19 protein-coding genes and 1 tRNA gene are annotated in these 17,406 nt (G+C 50.2%); 8 read left to right on the forward strand and 12 right to left on the reverse strand.

The window, feature by feature from the left end; translation table 11 throughout:
• Positions 1-104 precede the first annotated feature (104 nt).
• From FIV45_RS06690 to FIV45_RS06700, 3 genes are all read left to right on the forward strand, one after another.
• A complete protein-coding gene (locus FIV45_RS06690) occupies positions 105-533 on the forward strand; it encodes a helix-turn-helix domain-containing protein (protein WP_099471600.1) in 429 nt (142 codons plus the stop codon).
• A gap of 131 nt (positions 534-664) precedes the next feature.
• Positions 665-1,024 carry a DUF952 domain-containing protein gene (locus FIV45_RS06695; protein ID WP_099471926.1) on the forward strand — a complete coding sequence of 120 codons (360 nt, stop codon included), beginning with the start codon at positions 665-667 and terminating at the stop codon, positions 1,022-1,024.
• Between the two features lie 23 nt (positions 1,025-1,047).
• On the forward strand, positions 1,048-2,121 hold the full coding sequence (locus tag FIV45_RS06700) for a quinone-dependent dihydroorotate dehydrogenase (RefSeq protein ID WP_099471601.1): 1,074 nt from the start codon (positions 1,048-1,050) through the stop codon (positions 2,119-2,121).
• Positions 2,122-2,134: 13 nt separating this feature from the next.
• On the opposite strand, the gene FIV45_RS06705 is transcribed toward FIV45_RS06700, so the two are convergent.
• Entirely contained in the window at positions 2,135-2,497 is a 363-nt protein-coding gene (locus FIV45_RS06705) for a cupin domain-containing protein (RefSeq protein WP_099471602.1), read from the reverse strand.
• Between the two features lie 376 nt (positions 2,498-2,873).
• A complete protein-coding gene (locus FIV45_RS06710) occupies positions 2,874-4,523 on the reverse strand; it encodes a winged helix-turn-helix domain-containing protein (protein WP_099471603.1) in 1,650 nt (549 codons plus the stop codon).
• A 202-nt stretch (positions 4,524-4,725) separates the two neighbouring features.
• On the opposite strand from FIV45_RS06710, the gene FIV45_RS06715 reads away from it, so the two are divergent.
• Positions 4,726-5,484, forward strand: a complete 759-nt coding sequence (locus FIV45_RS06715; RefSeq protein ID WP_099471604.1) for an SDR family NAD(P)-dependent oxidoreductase — start codon at positions 4,726-4,728, stop codon at positions 5,482-5,484.
• 1 nt (position 5,485) lies between these two features.
• On the opposite strand, the gene FIV45_RS06720 is transcribed toward FIV45_RS06715, so the two are convergent.
• The 6 genes from FIV45_RS06720 to hemH all read right to left on the reverse strand — a co-directional run bounded on the left by FIV45_RS06720 (position 5,486) and on the right by hemH (position 11,986).
• A complete protein-coding gene (locus FIV45_RS06720) occupies positions 5,486-5,959 on the reverse strand; it encodes a DUF3833 family protein (RefSeq protein WP_099471605.1) in 474 nt (157 codons plus the stop codon).
• On the reverse strand, positions 5,956-7,230 hold the full coding sequence (locus FIV45_RS06725; protein WP_099471606.1) for an SAM-dependent methyltransferase: 1,275 nt from the start codon (positions 7,228-7,230) through the stop codon (positions 5,956-5,958). Before FIV45_RS06725 ends, FIV45_RS06720 begins: the two co-directional genes overlap by 4 nt.
• A 15-nt stretch (positions 7,231-7,245) precedes the next feature.
• A complete protein-coding gene (locus FIV45_RS06730) occupies positions 7,246-8,043 on the reverse strand; it encodes a DUF1365 domain-containing protein (protein WP_099471607.1) in 798 nt (265 codons plus the stop codon).
• On the reverse strand, positions 8,040-9,416 hold the full coding sequence (locus FIV45_RS06735; protein WP_099471608.1) for an NAD(P)/FAD-dependent oxidoreductase: 1,377 nt from the start codon (positions 9,414-9,416) through the stop codon (positions 8,040-8,042). The genes FIV45_RS06730 and FIV45_RS06735 overlap by 4 nt, the downstream gene beginning before the upstream one ends.
• An 87-nt stretch (positions 9,417-9,503) precedes the next feature.
• Complete coding sequence (locus tag FIV45_RS06740; protein WP_099471609.1) at positions 9,504-10,922, reverse strand: cryptochrome/photolyase family protein; 1,419 nt, start codon at positions 10,920-10,922, stop codon at positions 9,504-9,506.
• 5 nt (positions 10,923-10,927) lie between these two features.
• On the reverse strand, positions 10,928-11,986 hold the full coding sequence (hemH, locus tag FIV45_RS06745) for a ferrochelatase (protein WP_099471610.1): 1,059 nt from the start codon (positions 11,984-11,986) through the stop codon (positions 10,928-10,930).
• A 138-nt stretch (positions 11,987-12,124) separates the two neighbouring features.
• Between hemH and FIV45_RS06750 the strand changes: the two genes are divergently transcribed.
• Both FIV45_RS06750 and FIV45_RS06755 read left to right on the forward strand, forming a co-directional pair.
• The gene (locus tag FIV45_RS06750) at positions 12,125-12,862 is read left to right on the forward strand and encodes a sigma-70 family RNA polymerase sigma factor (RefSeq protein WP_165776931.1); all 738 of its coding nucleotides are present in this window, start codon (positions 12,125-12,127) and stop codon (positions 12,860-12,862) included.
• Position 12,863: 1 nt separating this feature from the next.
• Positions 12,864-13,535 (forward strand): ChrR family anti-sigma-E factor, encoded by a 672-nt coding sequence (locus tag FIV45_RS06755; protein ID WP_099471612.1) that lies wholly within the window; start codon positions 12,864-12,866, stop codon positions 13,533-13,535.
• Positions 13,536-13,623: 88 nt separating this feature from the next.
• On the opposite strand, the gene FIV45_RS06760 is transcribed toward FIV45_RS06755, so the two are convergent.
• The 3 genes from FIV45_RS06760 to FIV45_RS06770 all read right to left on the reverse strand — a co-directional run bounded on the left by FIV45_RS06760 (position 13,624) and on the right by FIV45_RS06770 (position 15,204).
• Positions 13,624-13,700: transfer RNA gene (locus FIV45_RS06760), tRNA-Arg, on the reverse strand.
• A 155-nt stretch (positions 13,701-13,855) separates the two neighbouring features.
• Entirely contained in the window at positions 13,856-14,602 is a 747-nt protein-coding gene (locus FIV45_RS06765; protein ID WP_099471613.1) for a Bax inhibitor-1/YccA family protein, read from the reverse strand.
• Between the two features lie 110 nt (positions 14,603-14,712).
• Positions 14,713-15,204 (reverse strand): low molecular weight protein-tyrosine-phosphatase, encoded by a 492-nt coding sequence (locus tag FIV45_RS06770; RefSeq protein ID WP_099471614.1) that lies wholly within the window; start codon positions 15,202-15,204, stop codon positions 14,713-14,715.
• 129 nt (positions 15,205-15,333) lie between these two features.
• Here FIV45_RS06770 and FIV45_RS06775 point away from each other — a divergent pair, with 129 nt between their 5' ends.
• Positions 15,334-15,633 carry a 4a-hydroxytetrahydrobiopterin dehydratase gene (locus FIV45_RS06775; protein ID WP_099471615.1) on the forward strand — a complete coding sequence of 100 codons (300 nt, stop codon included), beginning with the start codon at positions 15,334-15,336 and terminating at the stop codon, positions 15,631-15,633.
• 97 nt (positions 15,634-15,730) lie between these two features.
• Positions 15,731-16,558: a universal stress protein gene (locus FIV45_RS06780; RefSeq protein WP_099471616.1), complete on the forward strand. Its 828-nt coding sequence runs from the start codon at positions 15,731-15,733 to the stop codon at positions 16,556-16,558.
• Positions 16,559-16,640: 82 nt separating this feature from the next.
• Here FIV45_RS06780 and FIV45_RS06785 read toward each other — a convergent pair whose 3' ends face one another.
• On the reverse strand, positions 16,641-17,405 hold the full coding sequence (locus tag FIV45_RS06785) for a 3-hydroxyacyl-CoA dehydrogenase (protein ID WP_099471617.1): 765 nt from the start codon (positions 17,403-17,405) through the stop codon (positions 16,641-16,643).
• Position 17,406: the final 1 nt, after the last annotated feature.

Genomic DNA, 17,406 nt, shown 5'->3' on the forward strand with positions numbered 1-17,406 from the left:
GTAGATAAAGCTTGACCTAATAAAGCTTGACCTCTAACAGTATCTTGAGATTTCGGGGGTAAATAGTACTAGTATTTATGAGTTATTAAACAGCGGAATAAAAGATGGTAAAATCAACACCTGAACCAGTAGACGTCCATGTGGGATCACGTGTCCGGTTGCGTAGAACCCTTCTCGGCATGAGCCAAGACAAACTTGGCAAAGCCTTAAGTTTGACTTTCCAGCAAATTCAGAAATATGAGCGCGGCGCCAATCGCATTGGCTCAAGTCGTCTGTATCAACTTTCACAGATCCTTGATGTTCCCGTATCATTTTTCTTCGACGATATGCCGGCCGAAGTAACTGGAAAATCTTCCGGTATGTCTGAAGGCGGCAAGCAGTCCTTTGAAGTAGGGCAGTTATCCCGTCGCGAGACCCTGGAATTGGTACGCGCCTACTACAAGATCAAGGACCCTGCGGTTCGCAAGAAATTGTTCGAAATGGTCAAGGCGCTTGGCAATTCAGCGCTGACTGTCGAAGGACCTTCAGCGTAGCTGAATAATTTTCGAGACGCGCCTAGGCTCTTGAAACAAATATTACGGGCACGCACAGCTTTTGCTGTGGGTGTCTTGTTTTTTTAGGGACGTATTACCAGAGGGCAACGAGGTTAAAAATGATAAAAAATATGCCAGATCGTGAAGAATACGACCGCCTTGTCTATAAAATTATACCAACCTGCGACTGGGAGGCGGCCTGTGTCGCCGGAGTTTATACCGGGTCTGCCGATGATCAGCGGGATGGCTATATTCATTTTTCAACCCGGGAACAGGTCAGGGGCACCTTGGCCAGGCATTTTGCCGGTCAGGATAATCTGCTGCTGCTGGCGGTCGTGGCGAACGATCTTGATTCCAGTGCCTTGAAATATGAAACATCTCGGCGCGGAGAAAAATTTCCCCATTTATATGGAAATCTGTTTCCCTCTGCGGTCGAAGCGCGTTATATGATCCACTTGACAGAGGCGGGGGAACATTCGGTCGAATTCTAACATGCGTGCAATTGAGGTACATTATGGGGTTTTATAACCTAACCAAGTCATTATTATTTTCTCTGTCTCCTGAAAGAGCCCATACTCTGGCAATTTTCGGCTTGAAGCATGGCTTTGTTTTTTCCGCGCATCACGAAGATGACCCGGTTCTGGCGACGCGATTGTGGGACATGGATTTCCCCAACCCCGTGGGTCTTGCCGCAGGTTTCGATAAAAATGCAGAGGTCGCCTGCGCCATGTTGGCGCAAGGGTTTGGTTTTGTTGAGACCGGTACCGTGACGCCGAAACCGCAACCTGGAAACCCAAAGCCGCGGCTGTTTCGTTTGACCAAGGATCAGGCGGTCATTAACCGGATGGGGTTTAACAATCTTGGCCTGGATATTTATGCGCAAAACCTGAAACGGCGTGGCAGGCTTGGCAAGTGCGGTATAGTCGGGGCTAATATCGGCGCCAATAAAGACAGTGAAGACCCGATTGGCGATTATGTGACCTGTCTGGAGCGTCTGCTTGGCGCGGCCCATTATTTCACCATCAATATTTCATCCCCCAATACACCGGGTCTGCGCAAGTTGCAGGGCAAGGAAGCGCTGGATGAATTGTTGAGCCGTCTGGTGGCCGTGCGGGAAGCCGCGACAGAAGTGACCGGCAAGCCACCTCTGCTGGTGAAAGTCGCCCCGGACCTGGACGCCGGGGAACGCAAGGATATCGCAGAGATTGTGATGAAACACGGTATGGATGGTCTGATTGTCAGCAACACGACAATTGGTTTGCGGGACCAGTTGAAATCACAATATGCCGGAGAGGCGGGAGGCTTGAGCGGGGCCCCGCTGATGGATATGTCAACCGAGGTCCTGGCAGATATGTATCGATTGACGCAGGGTAAAATTCCGCTCATCGGTGTCGGAGGCATTCAGAGCGGTGAAGACGCCTACCGGAAGATCAGGGCCGGCGCCTCTTTGATACAGCTCTACAGTGCCCTGGTGTTCGGCGGGCCGGGATTGGTCCGGACCATCAAACGTGACCTGGCAAATGCATTGAAAAAAGACGGTTATACGTCGGTAACAGAGGCTGTGGGCGCGGATCACAAGACGCTGTAAGTCCGTTTTGCGGTCACGCCAGTTGTGCATCAATGGATTTGGTTTTTTCCATAATGATATCGCCGGTGTGACGGGTCGTGACGGTTTCAATCAATGCGACCCAGCATTCTTCCTTGGCTATGGGATTATGCATTGTCCCTTTGGGGACGACATGGAAATCGCCCTCTTCAAGGGTGATGACTTCATTTTCATATTCCAGAAGCAGACGACCTTTGACGATATAAAAAAGTTCGTCTTCATTGTCGTGTTTGTGCCAGGTAAGGTCGCCTTTGAGTTTGGCAACCTTGATAAACTGGTCATTGACCTGCCCGACAATACGGGGGGACCAATATTCGGTAACTTGTTCCAGTTCTTTAAGAAAATTTACGCTTTTCATATTAGAGGTCTCCGGTTTCACCAGATTACAGCCTATGAGGTATCTTGAAATTTTGCAAATCAATTAAGGGATGAAATAGAGGAAAAAATAAAATTATTTTTTCTGTTTTTCACATAATTCTACAACAATTGACCAGTAGATTCCTGCGCAGACATAAAGAACGCGATGTTTCTTCTGTTGGGGGTCAGATTGTGCGGCCCGCCAATTTTTATTGGCGGGCTTAACTCTAAAGTTAAAATTCTCAGGGTAAGACACTACTCCCGTGGATGTCTTACTGAACTATGGGCCGGTTATACTTTGTATAAACCGGCCCTTTTTTATGGTGCCGCGGAGTATTTTGTCGCCGCGGCCGGTTCCTGCTGGCGCTTAAAAAAGTCTATGCCCGGACCGGTGGTCTGTCTGCCCCGAGTTCTGCACAAAGTTCCGGTACTGATTCTCGCACCACGTCAGGGACAATTCCCGGACCAAACCGCTCTGTTAAAAGTTTCAGGGAGCCGCGTAGAAGGTTGCTGCGGTGCTTTTGATGACGGAACAGGCGCACGACGGTGTAGTGCGACCGCTTCAGGTAACCTTCCGCCGTTTCCGGTGTCATTTTGGCCAGCATGGCCATTATCGGTGGACTGGCGGGCCGGTTGTCACCCGGTGTCAGCATCAGTGCGAGGCTAAGCTGTGGCGAGGTCGATGTGCGGCGGAATTGATCCTGTGGTATGGAGCTGAGCATAAGCGCCAGTTCTTTCTGGCTATCGTCCCACCGTTTGGCCGCCATCAAACCTGCACAGCGCAGCACATGCAGAAAAATCTGGAACTGGGTGCCTTTCTCGGAAAGTTCCAGAGACTGCGTCAGTAAATCAAGGCCGTCCTCTATATCCCCGAGATAAATTCGCATCTGGCCGTTAACGGCAAATGTTGCTGCATAGGTTGTTTCATTATGAAGAGCTTCTTTGGCAACTTCTTCTGCCAGATGAGCGTGTCCCCGGCCAACAAAAAACAACAGTTTTGCCACCGCGAGGTAGAAAAGAGGCTGGTTCTGAACATGGGGCAGGGCGTCAAGAAGCAAGGTTTCCATCTCGTTTTCTTCGGCCCTTGTATCACTGATATCATGGCTCTCATCAAGCAGGGTTGTATGAATCAAAGTGGCCAGAAGAATTTTGCTGCAATGGTCTTCAGGATATTTTTGCAATGTTTCCCGTAACAGGCCTTCGACCTTTTTCAGGCCCTCATATCCAGGATGAAACAGGGCAGTGGCGTCATCCAGGCGGAATGCAAGCGGCACGTCGCGGGCAGTGTGAGGTACATTGTCCTGATAAGTGAGATACTGCCAGATTTTGTCTTTGATTATCTGGGCATGGCCTTTTATGTCGGGGCTGTCCTGTTCTAAAGGTGGTTGAATGGGCAGGGTGATCCGGTCAGCCATGATAATATTTTTGGTACGTCCGTCACGGACGGTAATGGCGCAGTGCAATTCTGACTTTATGGCAATGAAACTGGGCTCCAGGATAAACACTCCCTGGTCTTTTTCTGCGGCGGTATTTGGGTCTTGAGCGCTGTTGTCGACAATCCGGTTGCTGGGGTCAAACGCAGCTTTAAGTCCGGTGACAAGCTGGCTCAAACACCAGGTGGCATTGGGTTTATGGTGCTGCAGAAGCGTTAATCCATGTGCCGGCCGGATGTGCAGAAATATCGGTGTTCCTGACTGATACTCATCTTTACTCAAGGGGTTGGCAAGCCAGAGGTAGCCTTCGCCATATTGAGTTCCGATATATTTGGCGTTCTTCTTGGGGTCTTTCAGTTTTTTGCGCAACCGGCTGATGAGATAATCAATATTGCGATCTGTGGTTTCACTGTCATCGGTGCCGATGGTATTGAGCAACTGGCTGCGGGACAGGATCTGTCCCGGCTTCGAGAGGAGAAGGGTGAGAAGGGCCCGTTCTGAACGGGTAAATTTCATTTTTTCTCCTGCGCGGGTTATGCCAAACAGAAAATTGGATTCGATATAAAAATCTTCAAAATAAATAGAATCGGTCATGACAGGTTTTCTTATAAAATTATTTTTACACCAGCGGGAGGCGATAGAGTGTCGTGTTTTTCCCGTAAGGCTTTGAAAAGATATAGTAGACTATATCTTAGGTCACTGTAATATTTTTCGGGTATTTTTTCCCACCAAAGCAAACCATATGTCAGGCTAATACGTACAAATAAAAGAAATATTTCTTGAAAGGCGGATTGCTATGGCGATGAAGATATGGATTACCGGTGGCAGCAGTGGATTGGGATATGCGCTGGTGCAAGCTTACCTGCGGGCCGGGTGTCATGTTTTCGCCACGGCCCGGGATGAGATAAAATTATCTGCCCTCGAAAAAGAGTGCCATGACCTGCCGGGTAGACTGGAAACGGCGTCGGTTGATGTTTGTGACCAGGCTGGGATCAGGTGTTTTTATGCAGACCTTCTGGCGCGGGATATCGTCCTGAACCGGGTTATATTGAACGCCGGAACACATATTCCAACTTCCGCCATTAATTTTTTCCGCGCGGCCCATGAGAAGTTGATGGCGGTGAACTATGGGGGTGTTTTGAATTGTCTGGATGTGGTTCTGGCCGATTTTACCAGACGATGCAGTGGACAGGTGGCGATTGTTTCCTCTGTTGCGGGGTATCGGGGTTTACCAGGGGCCGGCGGATATGGCGCGACGAAGGCCGCCCTGATCAACCTGTGTGAGAGTATGCGGGGGGAATTGGACAGGGAAGGCGTTGATCTGCGCCTGATCAATCCGGGATTTGTTGCAACGCCGCTGACTGAGAAAAATGACTTTCCCATGCCGTTTCTGATCAGCGCCGAGAAGGCAGCGAGCTATATTGTTCGTGGCCTGGACGGATCAGCCTTTGAGATAGCGTTTCCCCGCCGTTTTGTGTGGCTGATGAAGCTTCTGCGGGTTCTGCCCGATGGCGTATTCTTCCCAATCAGTCAGCGAATGTTACGGAACCGATAATTTAAGCCGGAACTTTTTGAAATGACAGGAACACGGTTCCGATTTTAAAACCCCAACGATATACGGTCGCCTTGTTGGATAAAGTCCCGTTATCATGTAAGAACATCCAGTCATCGAAACGCACCTCCCAGATCTTGTCTCCAACATCCAGTTTGTAATTATAGGTCCAGTAAAAACTGTTTCCTGATGTCTGTCCCAGAGCAATGCCGATGATTTGCTCTGTGGCGCCGCTATAGGTGTTTTCTCCGGTCTTTATGATTTCCCAATGCCTGAATTCGGTTTTGCCATTTTGATAGAGAAAGTGTTCGTCGAGGGTCAGCATGTTGCCGTCCCAGGTTCCGGTGGTATCAATGGTAAATTGATTTCTGACAGTTCCGAAGCGATCTTCAAATAAACCGGTTGCTTTGGTTTTTCCGGAAAAATATTCTTCGAGAACCAGTTTTGGAGTGGTGTTTTTGAAATCTGCAGGTTTCATGATTTTCCCCCGCCGTTCATTTCGGGAGAAGTCGGGGGATGAGCCAGGAAATAATGTTTTACATCAATGTTCTTCTGCTGGAAACCGGCTTCACAATAAGACAGATAGAACAACCACATACGTATAAAGTTTTTGCTGAAACCCATAGCCTTTATCTTGTCGCGCGCAGCGGAAAAAGAGTGCCGCCACGCCTTCAGTGTCCTGGCGTAATCCTGCCCAAAAGAGTGTTGTCCGGTGAGATCAAGTCCGCTCGCCTGACGGACATTCTGAAAGCGGGCGTCAGAGGGCAGCAAGCCGCCGGGGAAAATATACTTTTGAATAAAATCAAGGCGGTTACGATACCGTTCAAATCGGTGATCTTGCAGAGTGATCACCTGAATGGCCACTTGCCCTTCGGGTTTCAGCAGGGTTCTGATCTTGTTGAAAAAGGTGGGCCAATATTCTTCTCCGACGGCCTCTAGCATTTCAATCGAGACAATATGGTCGAAACAGCCCTGGGTATCGCGATAATCCTGCAGTCTCAGGTCCGCCCTGTCGGCGAGACCGCATTTCTCAAGTCTGGACCGGGCATAGGCCAATTGCTGTTTTGACAGGGTAAGGCCGGTGATGCGGCAGTCATATTCCTGTAAAATAAATTCGGCGAAGCCGCCCCAACCACAACCAATTTCCAGTATATGATCGCCGGACGTGATGCCGATTTTTTCTGCGATCTGACGGTATTTTTCTGTCTGGGCGGCTTTCAGGGTCATATCCGGTTCGGTATACAGGGCGGCGGAATAAGTCATGCTGTCATCCAGCCACAATTCATAAAAGTCATTGCCGAGGTCATAGTGATGGGCGATATTTTTCTGACTTCCCTTACGGCTGTTGCGGTTCAGGAACAGCCGTATCTTGTCGAGTATACGTAATCCGCTAAGGGCGGGCAGGAGGGTTTCACCCTGTTCCATATTCTCGGCCAACAGGTGTAAGAGAGCTGTCAGGTCGCTAGTCTGCCACTCGTCTTTCATGTAACTTTCCCCAAGCCCGATATCGCCATCTTGCAAAATACGGGAAACAACAGACCAGGAGTGCAGGGTCATGTCGGCGGAGAGCAGGTTTTCCGAAGCCTGGTTTTGTGTGCCTTTGAAACAATATATATTGCCAGAGGGAAAGGTGACGGTAAGAACGCCGTATTTAAGGTGAGACAAGGCAGTGGTGAACAGGCGCTCCAAAGTGTTTTTAGGGGCGTTGACTGTGGTTTTCACAGGTGACTTGTAACATGTACCGTCCATTATTAATCCTTCAAACTAGTTACGCGATATTTTGGGGGGGAGACCAGGGTTCCGGAAAACCTTTAACCCTTTCGCCCAGAGTAAAAGTGCCTGCCAATGGATGCTTATGATGACCTTGAATGTCATGAAAGGTATGCGCAGGAAGAGCCTTAGCAGGTTGCCTGACGTGAGAGGTTGGCGTTTCCCACTAAAGCAGGCCGTCAATCCCGGGGGGGCTGTTGTCTCATTCGTCGGATGATAGTCAATGGTCAGGGCAAGATGGTTTTCGGTTACTTTATGATGGAACCGATAGCAGCCATCCTGATTAAAAAAGGGAGACACATGTAGTTTCTTCGGGGTGAGGTGCGGCAAAATCATGCCGCCGTCCTGTTGTGCTGCGCACACATATATATGGCGATCACCAAAGGTATTATGGACTTCGTAAAGAACTGCAATGATGTGATTTTTTCTGTTATGGCAATAATATACCGTGATCGGGTTGAAGCCATAGCCCAACACCCGCGGCATGGTCAGCATCATTACCTTGCCCAAGGGGGCCGTAATCCGGTTCTCGATAAGCAAATCTGCAATTTGGTTTTTGAGAGGGCGGTGTTTTTCAAGCCCGTAATCCTTGTCATGAAATGAGAAAAAATTGAACCGGTTATGGGACAGGAAAGCCGAACCCGATGTCCCCACAGTGATTTCATCAAGGTCAAGCAGCAGGTAAAACACCGGATATTTGAACTGGTGGCTTTTTGTGTGGTTTCTTTTATGCCACACGGCGCCGGGAAACAGGCCCGGATGGCGCAGAGGGGCTGACGAAAGATTTTTCATGCGGCCCCCGAAAGATAATCTTTGTTGTCAAACCAGGGCATTTCAGGGGCAATATGGTCCTTAAGGCCAATGCGCAGGTTTTGTCCATCAAGTTGCCAGGGCCGGCGAACCGCGCCAATTTTTTCGGCAATGCTGAGCCCGGCCTGAATGCCGTCTTCATGGAAGCCGTCCCCAAGATATGCCCCGGCAAACCAGATGTTATTTTGCCCCTGAATGGTCCAGATATCTTTTTGCGCCTGGTGGGTCTGATGGGTAAACAAGGGGTGGTCATAGGAATAGCGTCCCAGGATTTTACGGGGATCGATCGGTTCTGCCGGATTGAGGGTGACAATCACCGGTGTTCTGGTGGGCAGGGGTTGCAGCTTGTTCATCCAGTAAGAGAGCGGGGTGCCTTTACGGCTTTCAATATAATTCCAGCTTGCCCAGGCAGATTTGCGACGGGGCATCTGACGGGTGTCCGTATGGAGGTAAACTTCATTCGTCTGGTAGGGGATATTCTGTAAAATCGTCACCTGTTCACGGGACGGATTGGTCAGCAGAGCCAGGGCCTGATCCGCATGACAGGCGAAAATAACGTGGTCAAATACCTTTTGTTGATGGTTCTTGCCGCAGACCACTGTCCCGGCAGGGGTGCGCATGACATGGCTGACCGGTGTGGACAGATGAATGTGTGACGCGAAACCTGTGGTGAGTTTCTTAATATATTCGCGGCTTCCGCCAACGACCGTACGCCATTCCGGACGTTTTCTGAATTGGGTCAGGCCATGGTTTTTGAAAAACTTAAGAAAAGCCAAAGCCGGATATTCGAGAATATTTTTTTGATCACCGGACCATATGGCGGCTCCCATCGGGCTTAGGTGATCCTGAATGAAATCGGAGCGATAATTTTCTTTGCTCAGAAGTTCGCCGAGGGTCATCCGGGCGGTGGCGGGATCATCAATGTAGCGTTGTGTATTATGATAAAAACGCACGATGCCTGCCAGCATGCCCCAGAAACGTTTTCTGAAGAGGTTGGAGGGCTGGGCCAATAGTCCTGCAATGCCGGTGCCGCCGGCATATTCGAATCCCCCTCGATCCAGGGATGCGGCAAAGGACATGTCTGTTGGTGTGGTTTCGACCTTAAGGTGATTAAAAAGGGCCGTCAGGTTGGGGTAATTCTGTGGATTGTAGACAATAAAGCCGGTATCGACGGGAAAAGTCTTATCATCAAGGGTGATGTCTACAGTATGGCTGTGTCCACCAATATAGTTGGCGCTTTCATAGAGGGTGACGTCATGGGTCTGTGACAGCAGCCATGCGGCGGAAAGGCCTGAAATGCCGGTGCCTATGATGGCGACGCTTTTATTCTTTCCTGTCTTGGTCTGCCCTGACATGTTGTCCTCCTGTCCTCCGGTTCCTTTGATACAATCTATACGATGCATAAGGTGTCTTGGATTATAAAATTAAGAATATTGTGTGTTTTAATTCTGAATATTCTTATATGCCTCTAAAGCCCGGGTTCGACCGACGCCCAGTTCTATTATAGGGGCGGGGTAGGATGCGGGGGGCTGCGTCATGTTCCAGGGCTTATGGATATATTTCGCGGGAACGTTTTTAAGCTCAGGCACCCACCGTCTAACATAGTCGCCCAAGGGATCAAATTTTTCTCCCTGAAGCACCGGGTTGAAAATTCTGAAATAAGGAGAGGCGTCGCACCCAGAGCCCGCCACCCATTGCCAACTCGCGCTGTTGCTGGCCAGGTCGGCATCCACCAGGGTATCCCAAAACCACGCCGCGCCCTGTTGCCAGGGGATCATCAGGTGTTTGACGAGAAAGGATGCGGTGATCATGCGAACACGGTTATGCATCCAGCCTGTATCCCATAATTGCCGCATGCCGGCGTCGACAATGGGGATACCGGTCCGACCTTTTTGCCAGGCCGCAAGCGCGGCAGGTTCATCGCGCCAGGGAAAGGGATCGAATTCCCGGCGCAGATTTTCTGTGGTGATTTGGGGGAAATGATACAGAAGATGGGTGCTGAACTCGCGCCAGCCCAGTTCGGCCCGGAATTGGCCACTGTAATCATGAAGCGGGTCGATCAGTTCCAACGCTGACCATATTTGTCGGGGGCTGATTTCACCCCAATGCAGATGAGGGGACAGTTGGGATGTTTTCTTTTGGTCTGGGCGGTCGCGTCCGGTGTCATAATCGGGTAAGGCGCAGGTGATGAAATCATCCAATCTGTTTTGGGCGGCATCTTCGCCAATACCTGCGCCGGAAGGGAGCAGCCACTGTGCCGCCAGGGGGGCGGCCCAGTAGGACGGGTGAGGTCGTAACGACCAGTCAGTGAGGTGATCGCTTTGCAGGGACTGCTGAAAAGCAGGGGGACATTCCGGACGGGGCAAGGGCGGGGTGGAAGACATGACGTTTCGCGCCTGACGCCAGAAGGGAGTGAATATTTTATACGGCGTGCCGGTTTTCGTCGCCACATGCCAGGGTTCGACCAACAAACTGGCATTGAAGGAATGAACAGTGATGCCATTGTTTGTCAGGAAGGCTTTGATTTCTGTGTCTCTGGTCTGGGCATATGGATCATACATGCGATTCCAATGAACCGTGTCGGCGCCTGTTTCCTGGCATAAGGCGTCTAGGATCTGCCGGGGATTGCCGCGTCTGAGTATCAGGGGAATGCCAAGTCCGTCCAGCGCGGCAGACAGGGACATCAGACTATGATACAGCCACCATTTACTGGCCCCGCCGAGTGGAAAATCAATCTGGGTCTGATCTTCCAGAATATAAGTCGCGACGACAGGTTGACCGGTCTGGCAGGCTTTAAATAGCGCCGGATTATCGGCAAGTCTCAGATCTTTGCGAAACCATACGATTACAGGTGCGTTCATGGGGGTCAGGCCTTGTTGTTTTGGCTGTCTGGTGAATCAAACTGAAACGGAAGGTTATCTTTCACCAGATCATGCATCATGTCGATATGATCTGGCTGATCGTTAAGGCAGGGGATGTAATCATACCTTTCCCCGCCGGCTTCCATAAAATAGGCGCGGTTTTCAACTTCGATCTCGTCGATGGTTTCCAGGCAATCGGCTGAAAAACCGGGACAGATCACGGCCACATGTTTGATATTCTGGGCGGGAAGTGATTTTAAGGTGTCATCTGTATAGGGGCTGAGCCAGGCCTCCCGCCCAAAACGCGACTGGAAACTGGTCATGATCTTGTCTGCCGCAAGGCCCAGACGGGCGTGGACCAGACGGGTGGTTTGCTGGCAAAAACAATAATAAGGGTCGCCTTTTTCAAGATAGCGCTGGGGAATGCCGTGATAGGAAAAGAGGATCAGGTCGGGTTCCCCGTTTTGATCAATATAATCCTGAATTGACCAGGTCACGGCCTTGAGATAAGCATCATGAAGATGGTAGCCGCTAATGAATTTGAATTCCGGCACCCAGCGATATTGGCTCAGTTCCTTGGCGAAAGCGTCAAACGTAGACCCGTTGGTGGCGGCGCAATATTGAGGGTAGAGGGGCAGGGCGATGATGTTGCGCACATTGTGGGCGGTAAAATCCGTCAGGACGTCTTTTATGGACGGATTGCCGTAGCGCATGGCGCAGGCGACCACGATCTGATCTTTCCCATAAACATGATCCATCTTCTTCTGCAAGGCGGCGGCCTGGTGTTGGGTAATATCAAGCAGGGGGGAGCCTTCTTCGGTCCAGACTTCGGCGTAATTTTTGGCCGAGGCGCGGGACCGCAGCGGCAGAATGACGAGATTCAGAATAAACCACCATATCAGGCGGGGCACTTCAACGACACGCGGGTCACTGAGAAATTCCTTCAGGTAGCACCGTAGAGCGGCGGGACGAGGGGCATCGGGCGTGCCGAGGTTGGTGATCAGGACGCCGGTTTTCGGGCGGGGTCCCTTGTGAGAATAGTCGGTCTGTCCTTTAAAGGCCATGGGGCATCTCTCTGATGTTCATTGATATACTAACTCTTCATACGGGGCAGAATGTCTGGCGGATTTTTTCAGGATCATTTTTTTGATATTTCTGGAAAACAGATGATCCGATGCCGCCTGGTTTGCGTAAAGACGATTATGGAATTACAAAAGTCACATATCAGGTCGGCATCCGGCCCCATGGCATTGGCCTTCATTTATGATGCGGCGTCTTGCCGGGCTTTTGCCCATGGGCGCAGACCTAAAGACAGCTTGACAGCAGACGAGGCGACAGGCCACTATGAGGCCAAATTAAACCTCATTAAAGATACTGTGATATTGGAAGACCAGCCCTTACACCTTTTGCCCCATGACCAGTTGATGGAGCTGATCTCGCGTCACAGAGATCAGGCTGCTTTCAAGGTTTTGTTCCGGCATTTTGCGCCGCGGGTGAAAAGTTTTTTACTGGGGTTTGGGGTGACTAACTCCAAGGCGGAAGAATTGACCCAGGTGGTTATGGTGACATTATGGCGGAAGGCCGTTCAATTTGATCCGCAAAAGGCCAAACTGTCCACATGGATATTCCGCATTGCCCGCAACAAGTTCATTGATGACCATCGCAAGCATAAATACCCGCTTGTGCCATTGGAGGATCATCTGAAGGATATGGTGGCGCCGGAGAAAACCGATCAGGCTTTGGGGGAAAAGCAGGAAGGCCAGCGTATTAAAACGGCATTGCAAAAATTGACTTCAGATCAGCGTAAAGTTATCGAATTGTCTTTTTTCGAAGAATTGTCCCATTCCAAAATTGCCGCAACATTGTCTTTGCCTCTGGGCACGGTCAAGTCCCGGATGAGGACGGCATTTGGGCTGCTGCGAAAGGAGTTGCGGGAATAAAATGAAAGAACATATGCTTTCAGATGAGTGGATCGTATCCTACGCCGCCGGCGCCCTCGGGGAAGCGCATTCGGTTCTGGTTGCGTCGCATATTGCCTATCATCCTGTTCTGCAGGAAAAGCTGGTGGTCGCAGAAGATATCGGCGGTGCTTTACTGGAAAACCTGCCGGAAACAGACTGTTCCGAAGATATGCTGGATGCGGTTCTAAAGGATATTGCCGCGCCGTTTTCGGTCCCGGTCTTATCCACTGCACCGAAGAAGGACACTGATCTGCCCTTGCCTTTGAGCGATTATATTTATGATAAAAGCGGCCACCGACCTGACAGCTTGATGGATATCGACTGGGGATTTATGGGGCCGGGGATGAAGAAGCACCGCTTGTGGAAAGGCCCGGACGGTCAATGTTTGTGGTTATTACGGGCCCGTGGCGGAACCGTTATGCCCAAACATGATCATGGCGGTGACGAGATGACATTGGTACTGAAAGGGGCTTACCATGTTGGCTCACAACGTTTCTCTGTGGGGGAACTTGAGTATGCTGAGGTGACGCTGCTGGATCATCAGCCTGTCATTGACGAAGGTGAAGACTGCATTTGCCTGGTGGTGACAGAAGCTCCGATCAAATTACACAGTTTTCTCGGTCGATTGATACAGCCGTTGATCGGTTTATAGAGTATCCGGTAGCGGCCGGGGGCATATTGGCCGCTGAGGAACCATATTATTTTTTCAGGATATTATAGTTAGTAAAAAGTGGGGGGAATGGTGCACCCGACACGATTCGAACGTGTGACCTCTGCCTTCGGAGGGCAGCGCTCTATCCAGCTGAGCTACGGGTGCTTCTGCGTCTCCGCATGAAGTGAAGCGGAGATTACTTTTTATTGTTCCTAAAGGCAATGCTTAATGTCGCCATATGAGCGTTTTTTTTAACCGCCCATTTTCCCATAAAAAAACGGCCCCACAAGGGAGCCGTTTTCTCATCACTAAAATGATCTCTACTCTCGATTGCCCATAAAGCGCAGCAGGAAGAGGAACATATTGAGAAAGTCGAGATAAAGGCTCAAAGCGCCCATCACTGCTTTCTTGGTTGCCGTTTGATGACCGTCATTTTCCAGATACATCAGTTTGATTTTCTGGGTGTCATAGGCAGTCAGACCGGCAAAGATCAATACACCAGCAACGGAAATCACGAAATCCATGGTGCTGGACCCCAGGAAGATGTTGACCACTGACGCGATGATCAGGCCAAACAGTCCCATAATAAGGAATGATCCCATGCCACTCAGGTTGCGTTTTGTCGTATAACCATAAAGGCTTAGCGATCCAAAAGCCGCTGCAGTGACAAAGAATGTCTTGGCAACGCTGGCGCCGGTATAGACCAGCAGAATGGGCGACAAAGACACACCGACAAGGCCGGCATAGATCCAGAAGACCATCTGGGCGGTGGAAGCCTGCATGTTGTTAATGCGGAAGCTCAGGAAAAACACCAGTCCCAAAGGCGCAAAGGTGATGATCCAGCCAAGCATGGTCGGGGCAATGGCGCCCTGGTCGCTTACCGCAAACATCAGGTTTAACAGGGCCGGGGTATTTACCGTGACAAAGGCTGCCAAGCCCGTCAGCACAAGCGCCGAGGCCATGTAGTTATAGACGGTCAACATATAAGCCCGGAGGCCTTCGTCGATCGCGGCAGCGCTCTGGGTGCCTGACGGCGTACCGTAGCGGGGTTTATAATCTTCAACCATTCAATTTTTTCCTTTTATGAAACGTCTAATAAACGGTGTATATATTGGCAGAGATTGACTTAATTTCAAGTATTTCCCGAAAAATTATATCTTGTATTCACGGGCATCATTCACAAGTCATAGTTTGTTGTCAGATATTTAAGAAAACCATCTGCGCCGCGGTCGATAATGTTATAAACCCGGTCAAAACCGTCGAGACCACCGGAGTAGGGGTCGGGGACTTCGGTAATTCCCGGGCAATTTTCACCATATTCCATAAACAATCTGATCTTATGGTGATGTTCCTCCGGCGCAAGAGCTTTCATATTGTAGATATTTTCCTGATCCATGCCGAGAATATAATCATAATCGGTGAAATCCTGCAGCGTGAGTTTACGCGAGCGGATGTCTTCAAGCGACACCCCGTATTTCTCAGCGGCTTTGCGTGATCTCTTATCGGGCTTCTCGCCAATGTGATACCCTCCGGTTCCCGCCGAATCGATAAAGATATTGCCGAGATATCCGTCCCGTATTCCCGCCGTATGGAGCTTGTGGCGTAAAACCCCCTCCGCCGTGGGAGAGCGACAGATATTGCCGAGACATACAAATAAGACTTTTAACATTTTACCTTGCTGTTTTCCTGAGAATTCTTTGTGTTGAAATTGTATACTATAAAAGCCTGTGGGGGAAAATGGGCCAATTGAAAAAAAACGACAAATACAGGCCCCTAATATCGAAATTGGAGAGAAGACATGAGCAGACTAACCGCAGCAGAAATTGATACCGCGCTGGAAGCGCTTGAAGGGTGGGTGCCTTGTACCGCTGGAAAAACCATTGAACGGCAATTTAAATTCAAGAATTTCAATCAGGCTTTTGGTTTCATGACATCTGTAGCGCTTGAGGCTGAAAAACGCGATCATCATCCGGAATGGTTCAACGTTTATAATAAACTGCATATCACGTTAACCACCCACAGTTCCGGCGGCGTAACCGAAAAAGACATCGGGCTGGCCCGGTTCATCAATGATCTCAACTCGGGAAAAACCTCATAATCTTATCCTGGATCAATTCTTTGATCGCGCAAGACGGTATATTTAAGGCATGTAATACCTCGAACCAAAATTCATCGTGACCAAAGGGAAGTCTGATATGTCCTCTACTGAAAAGATCTTGAATAATGTAATTGTCGTCATTGATCCGGCGGAAAAAACACAATTTGCCTTGAAGCGGGCAATGATGATGAACGAAATCCTGGAAGACGGGGTATCGATCCATTTGTATATCACCTTTGAAATGGACAAGTTGCGCAAAGGTCAGGGTGTTTTTCAGTTCCATTGCGATAACACTTGGTTTGCAGATCTTGTTAAGCCTCTGACGGAGGCAAATATTAATTATACAGCGGAAGTATTCTGGACCGAGGATTGGCACCGCTCCATCCAGGATATGGTGCGGCGTCGGGACGCCCAACTGATCATCATGTCCGATTATACGACGGAGAAAAACCAGAATGACTTGTCACCGTCCAAATGGTCTCTGCTTAGGATTGCTGATTGTCCTGTCCTGATTGTACATCCTACTGCAGAGTTGCAGCGTAAAACCATTCTGGCAGCTGTAAATATGCAGACCGATAACCCCCGTTATGCCGAGCTGAATGAGAAGATACTGAAAATGAGCCGTCTGATGGCCCAGTCATATGGGGCGGAGAAGCATATCGTTAACGCCTATGAGGATTCCATGGAATTCCCGGATCGGGCGAAACTGTTGCGGGATACAGAAGCCGACCAAAAAAATATTCATGTGCAGCAGGGCAACCCGGCGACCATCATCTCTACGGTGGCTGACGATATTGATGCAGATGTGGTGGTGATTGGCACGTTGGCCCGTCGCGGTATTCTGGCGGCGATGCGCGGCAATACCTGCGAAGAAATCATCAAGCGCCTCAACCGGGATGTCATGATTATCAACTGCGCCCATTAAGAAACAAGTCGTGTGTGAAACATAAAAAAGGAGCCGTCAGGCTCCTTTTTAGCGAATATATTATGTCTCTGCTTGGCCCGGGTTACCGGGGGGCGAGCCGGATGGCGCCGTCGAGGCGGATCACTTCCCCATTCAACATGGCGTTTTCACAGATTTGTTGAGCCAGTTGCGCATATTCTTCCGGTCTACCAAGACGACTGGGGAAAGGCACGCTGCTGCCGAGGGATTCCTGAATTTCTTCGGGCAGACTTTCCATCATCGGGGTTATGAACAGCCCCGGCGCGATAGTGCAAACCCGAATGCCAAGCTTGGAAAGGTCGCGGGCGATCGGCAGGGTCATGCCGACGATGCCACCTTTCGAGGCGGAATAGGCGGCCTGTCCGATCTGGCCGTCCATGGCGGCGATAGAGGCCGTGTTGATGACCACGCCACGTTCTGTGGTGTCCAGCGGCTCCAGGCCCGCCATACGGGCCGTGGCAAGGCGGATGACGTTAAAGGTTCCGATCAGATTGACCTGAATGGCTTTGGAAAAACTGTCCAGACTATGCGGTACATTGTCACGCCCGACGGTTTTCTCCCCGACGACGATACCGGCGCAGTTAACAACAATGCGGGCTTCGCCGTGGGCGGCGGCGCTGTTGGCAAGGGCCTTCTCGACATCATCGGCGGAAGAGACATCTACTTTTTCGAAATGTCCGCCGATGTCGCTGGCGACCTTGGGGCCGCGTTCCGCATTCATATCGAAGATGCTGACTTTTACCCCGGCCTTGGCCAGACGGCGGGCTGTCGCTTCACCCAATCCAGATGCGCCACCGGTTACAATGGCAGATAATCCTTGAATATCCATG

Origin of the sequence: Paremcibacter congregatus (assembly GCF_006385135.1) — a bacterium.
Classification (GTDB): domain Bacteria; phylum Pseudomonadota; class Alphaproteobacteria; order Sphingomonadales; family Emcibacteraceae; genus Paremcibacter; species Paremcibacter congregatus.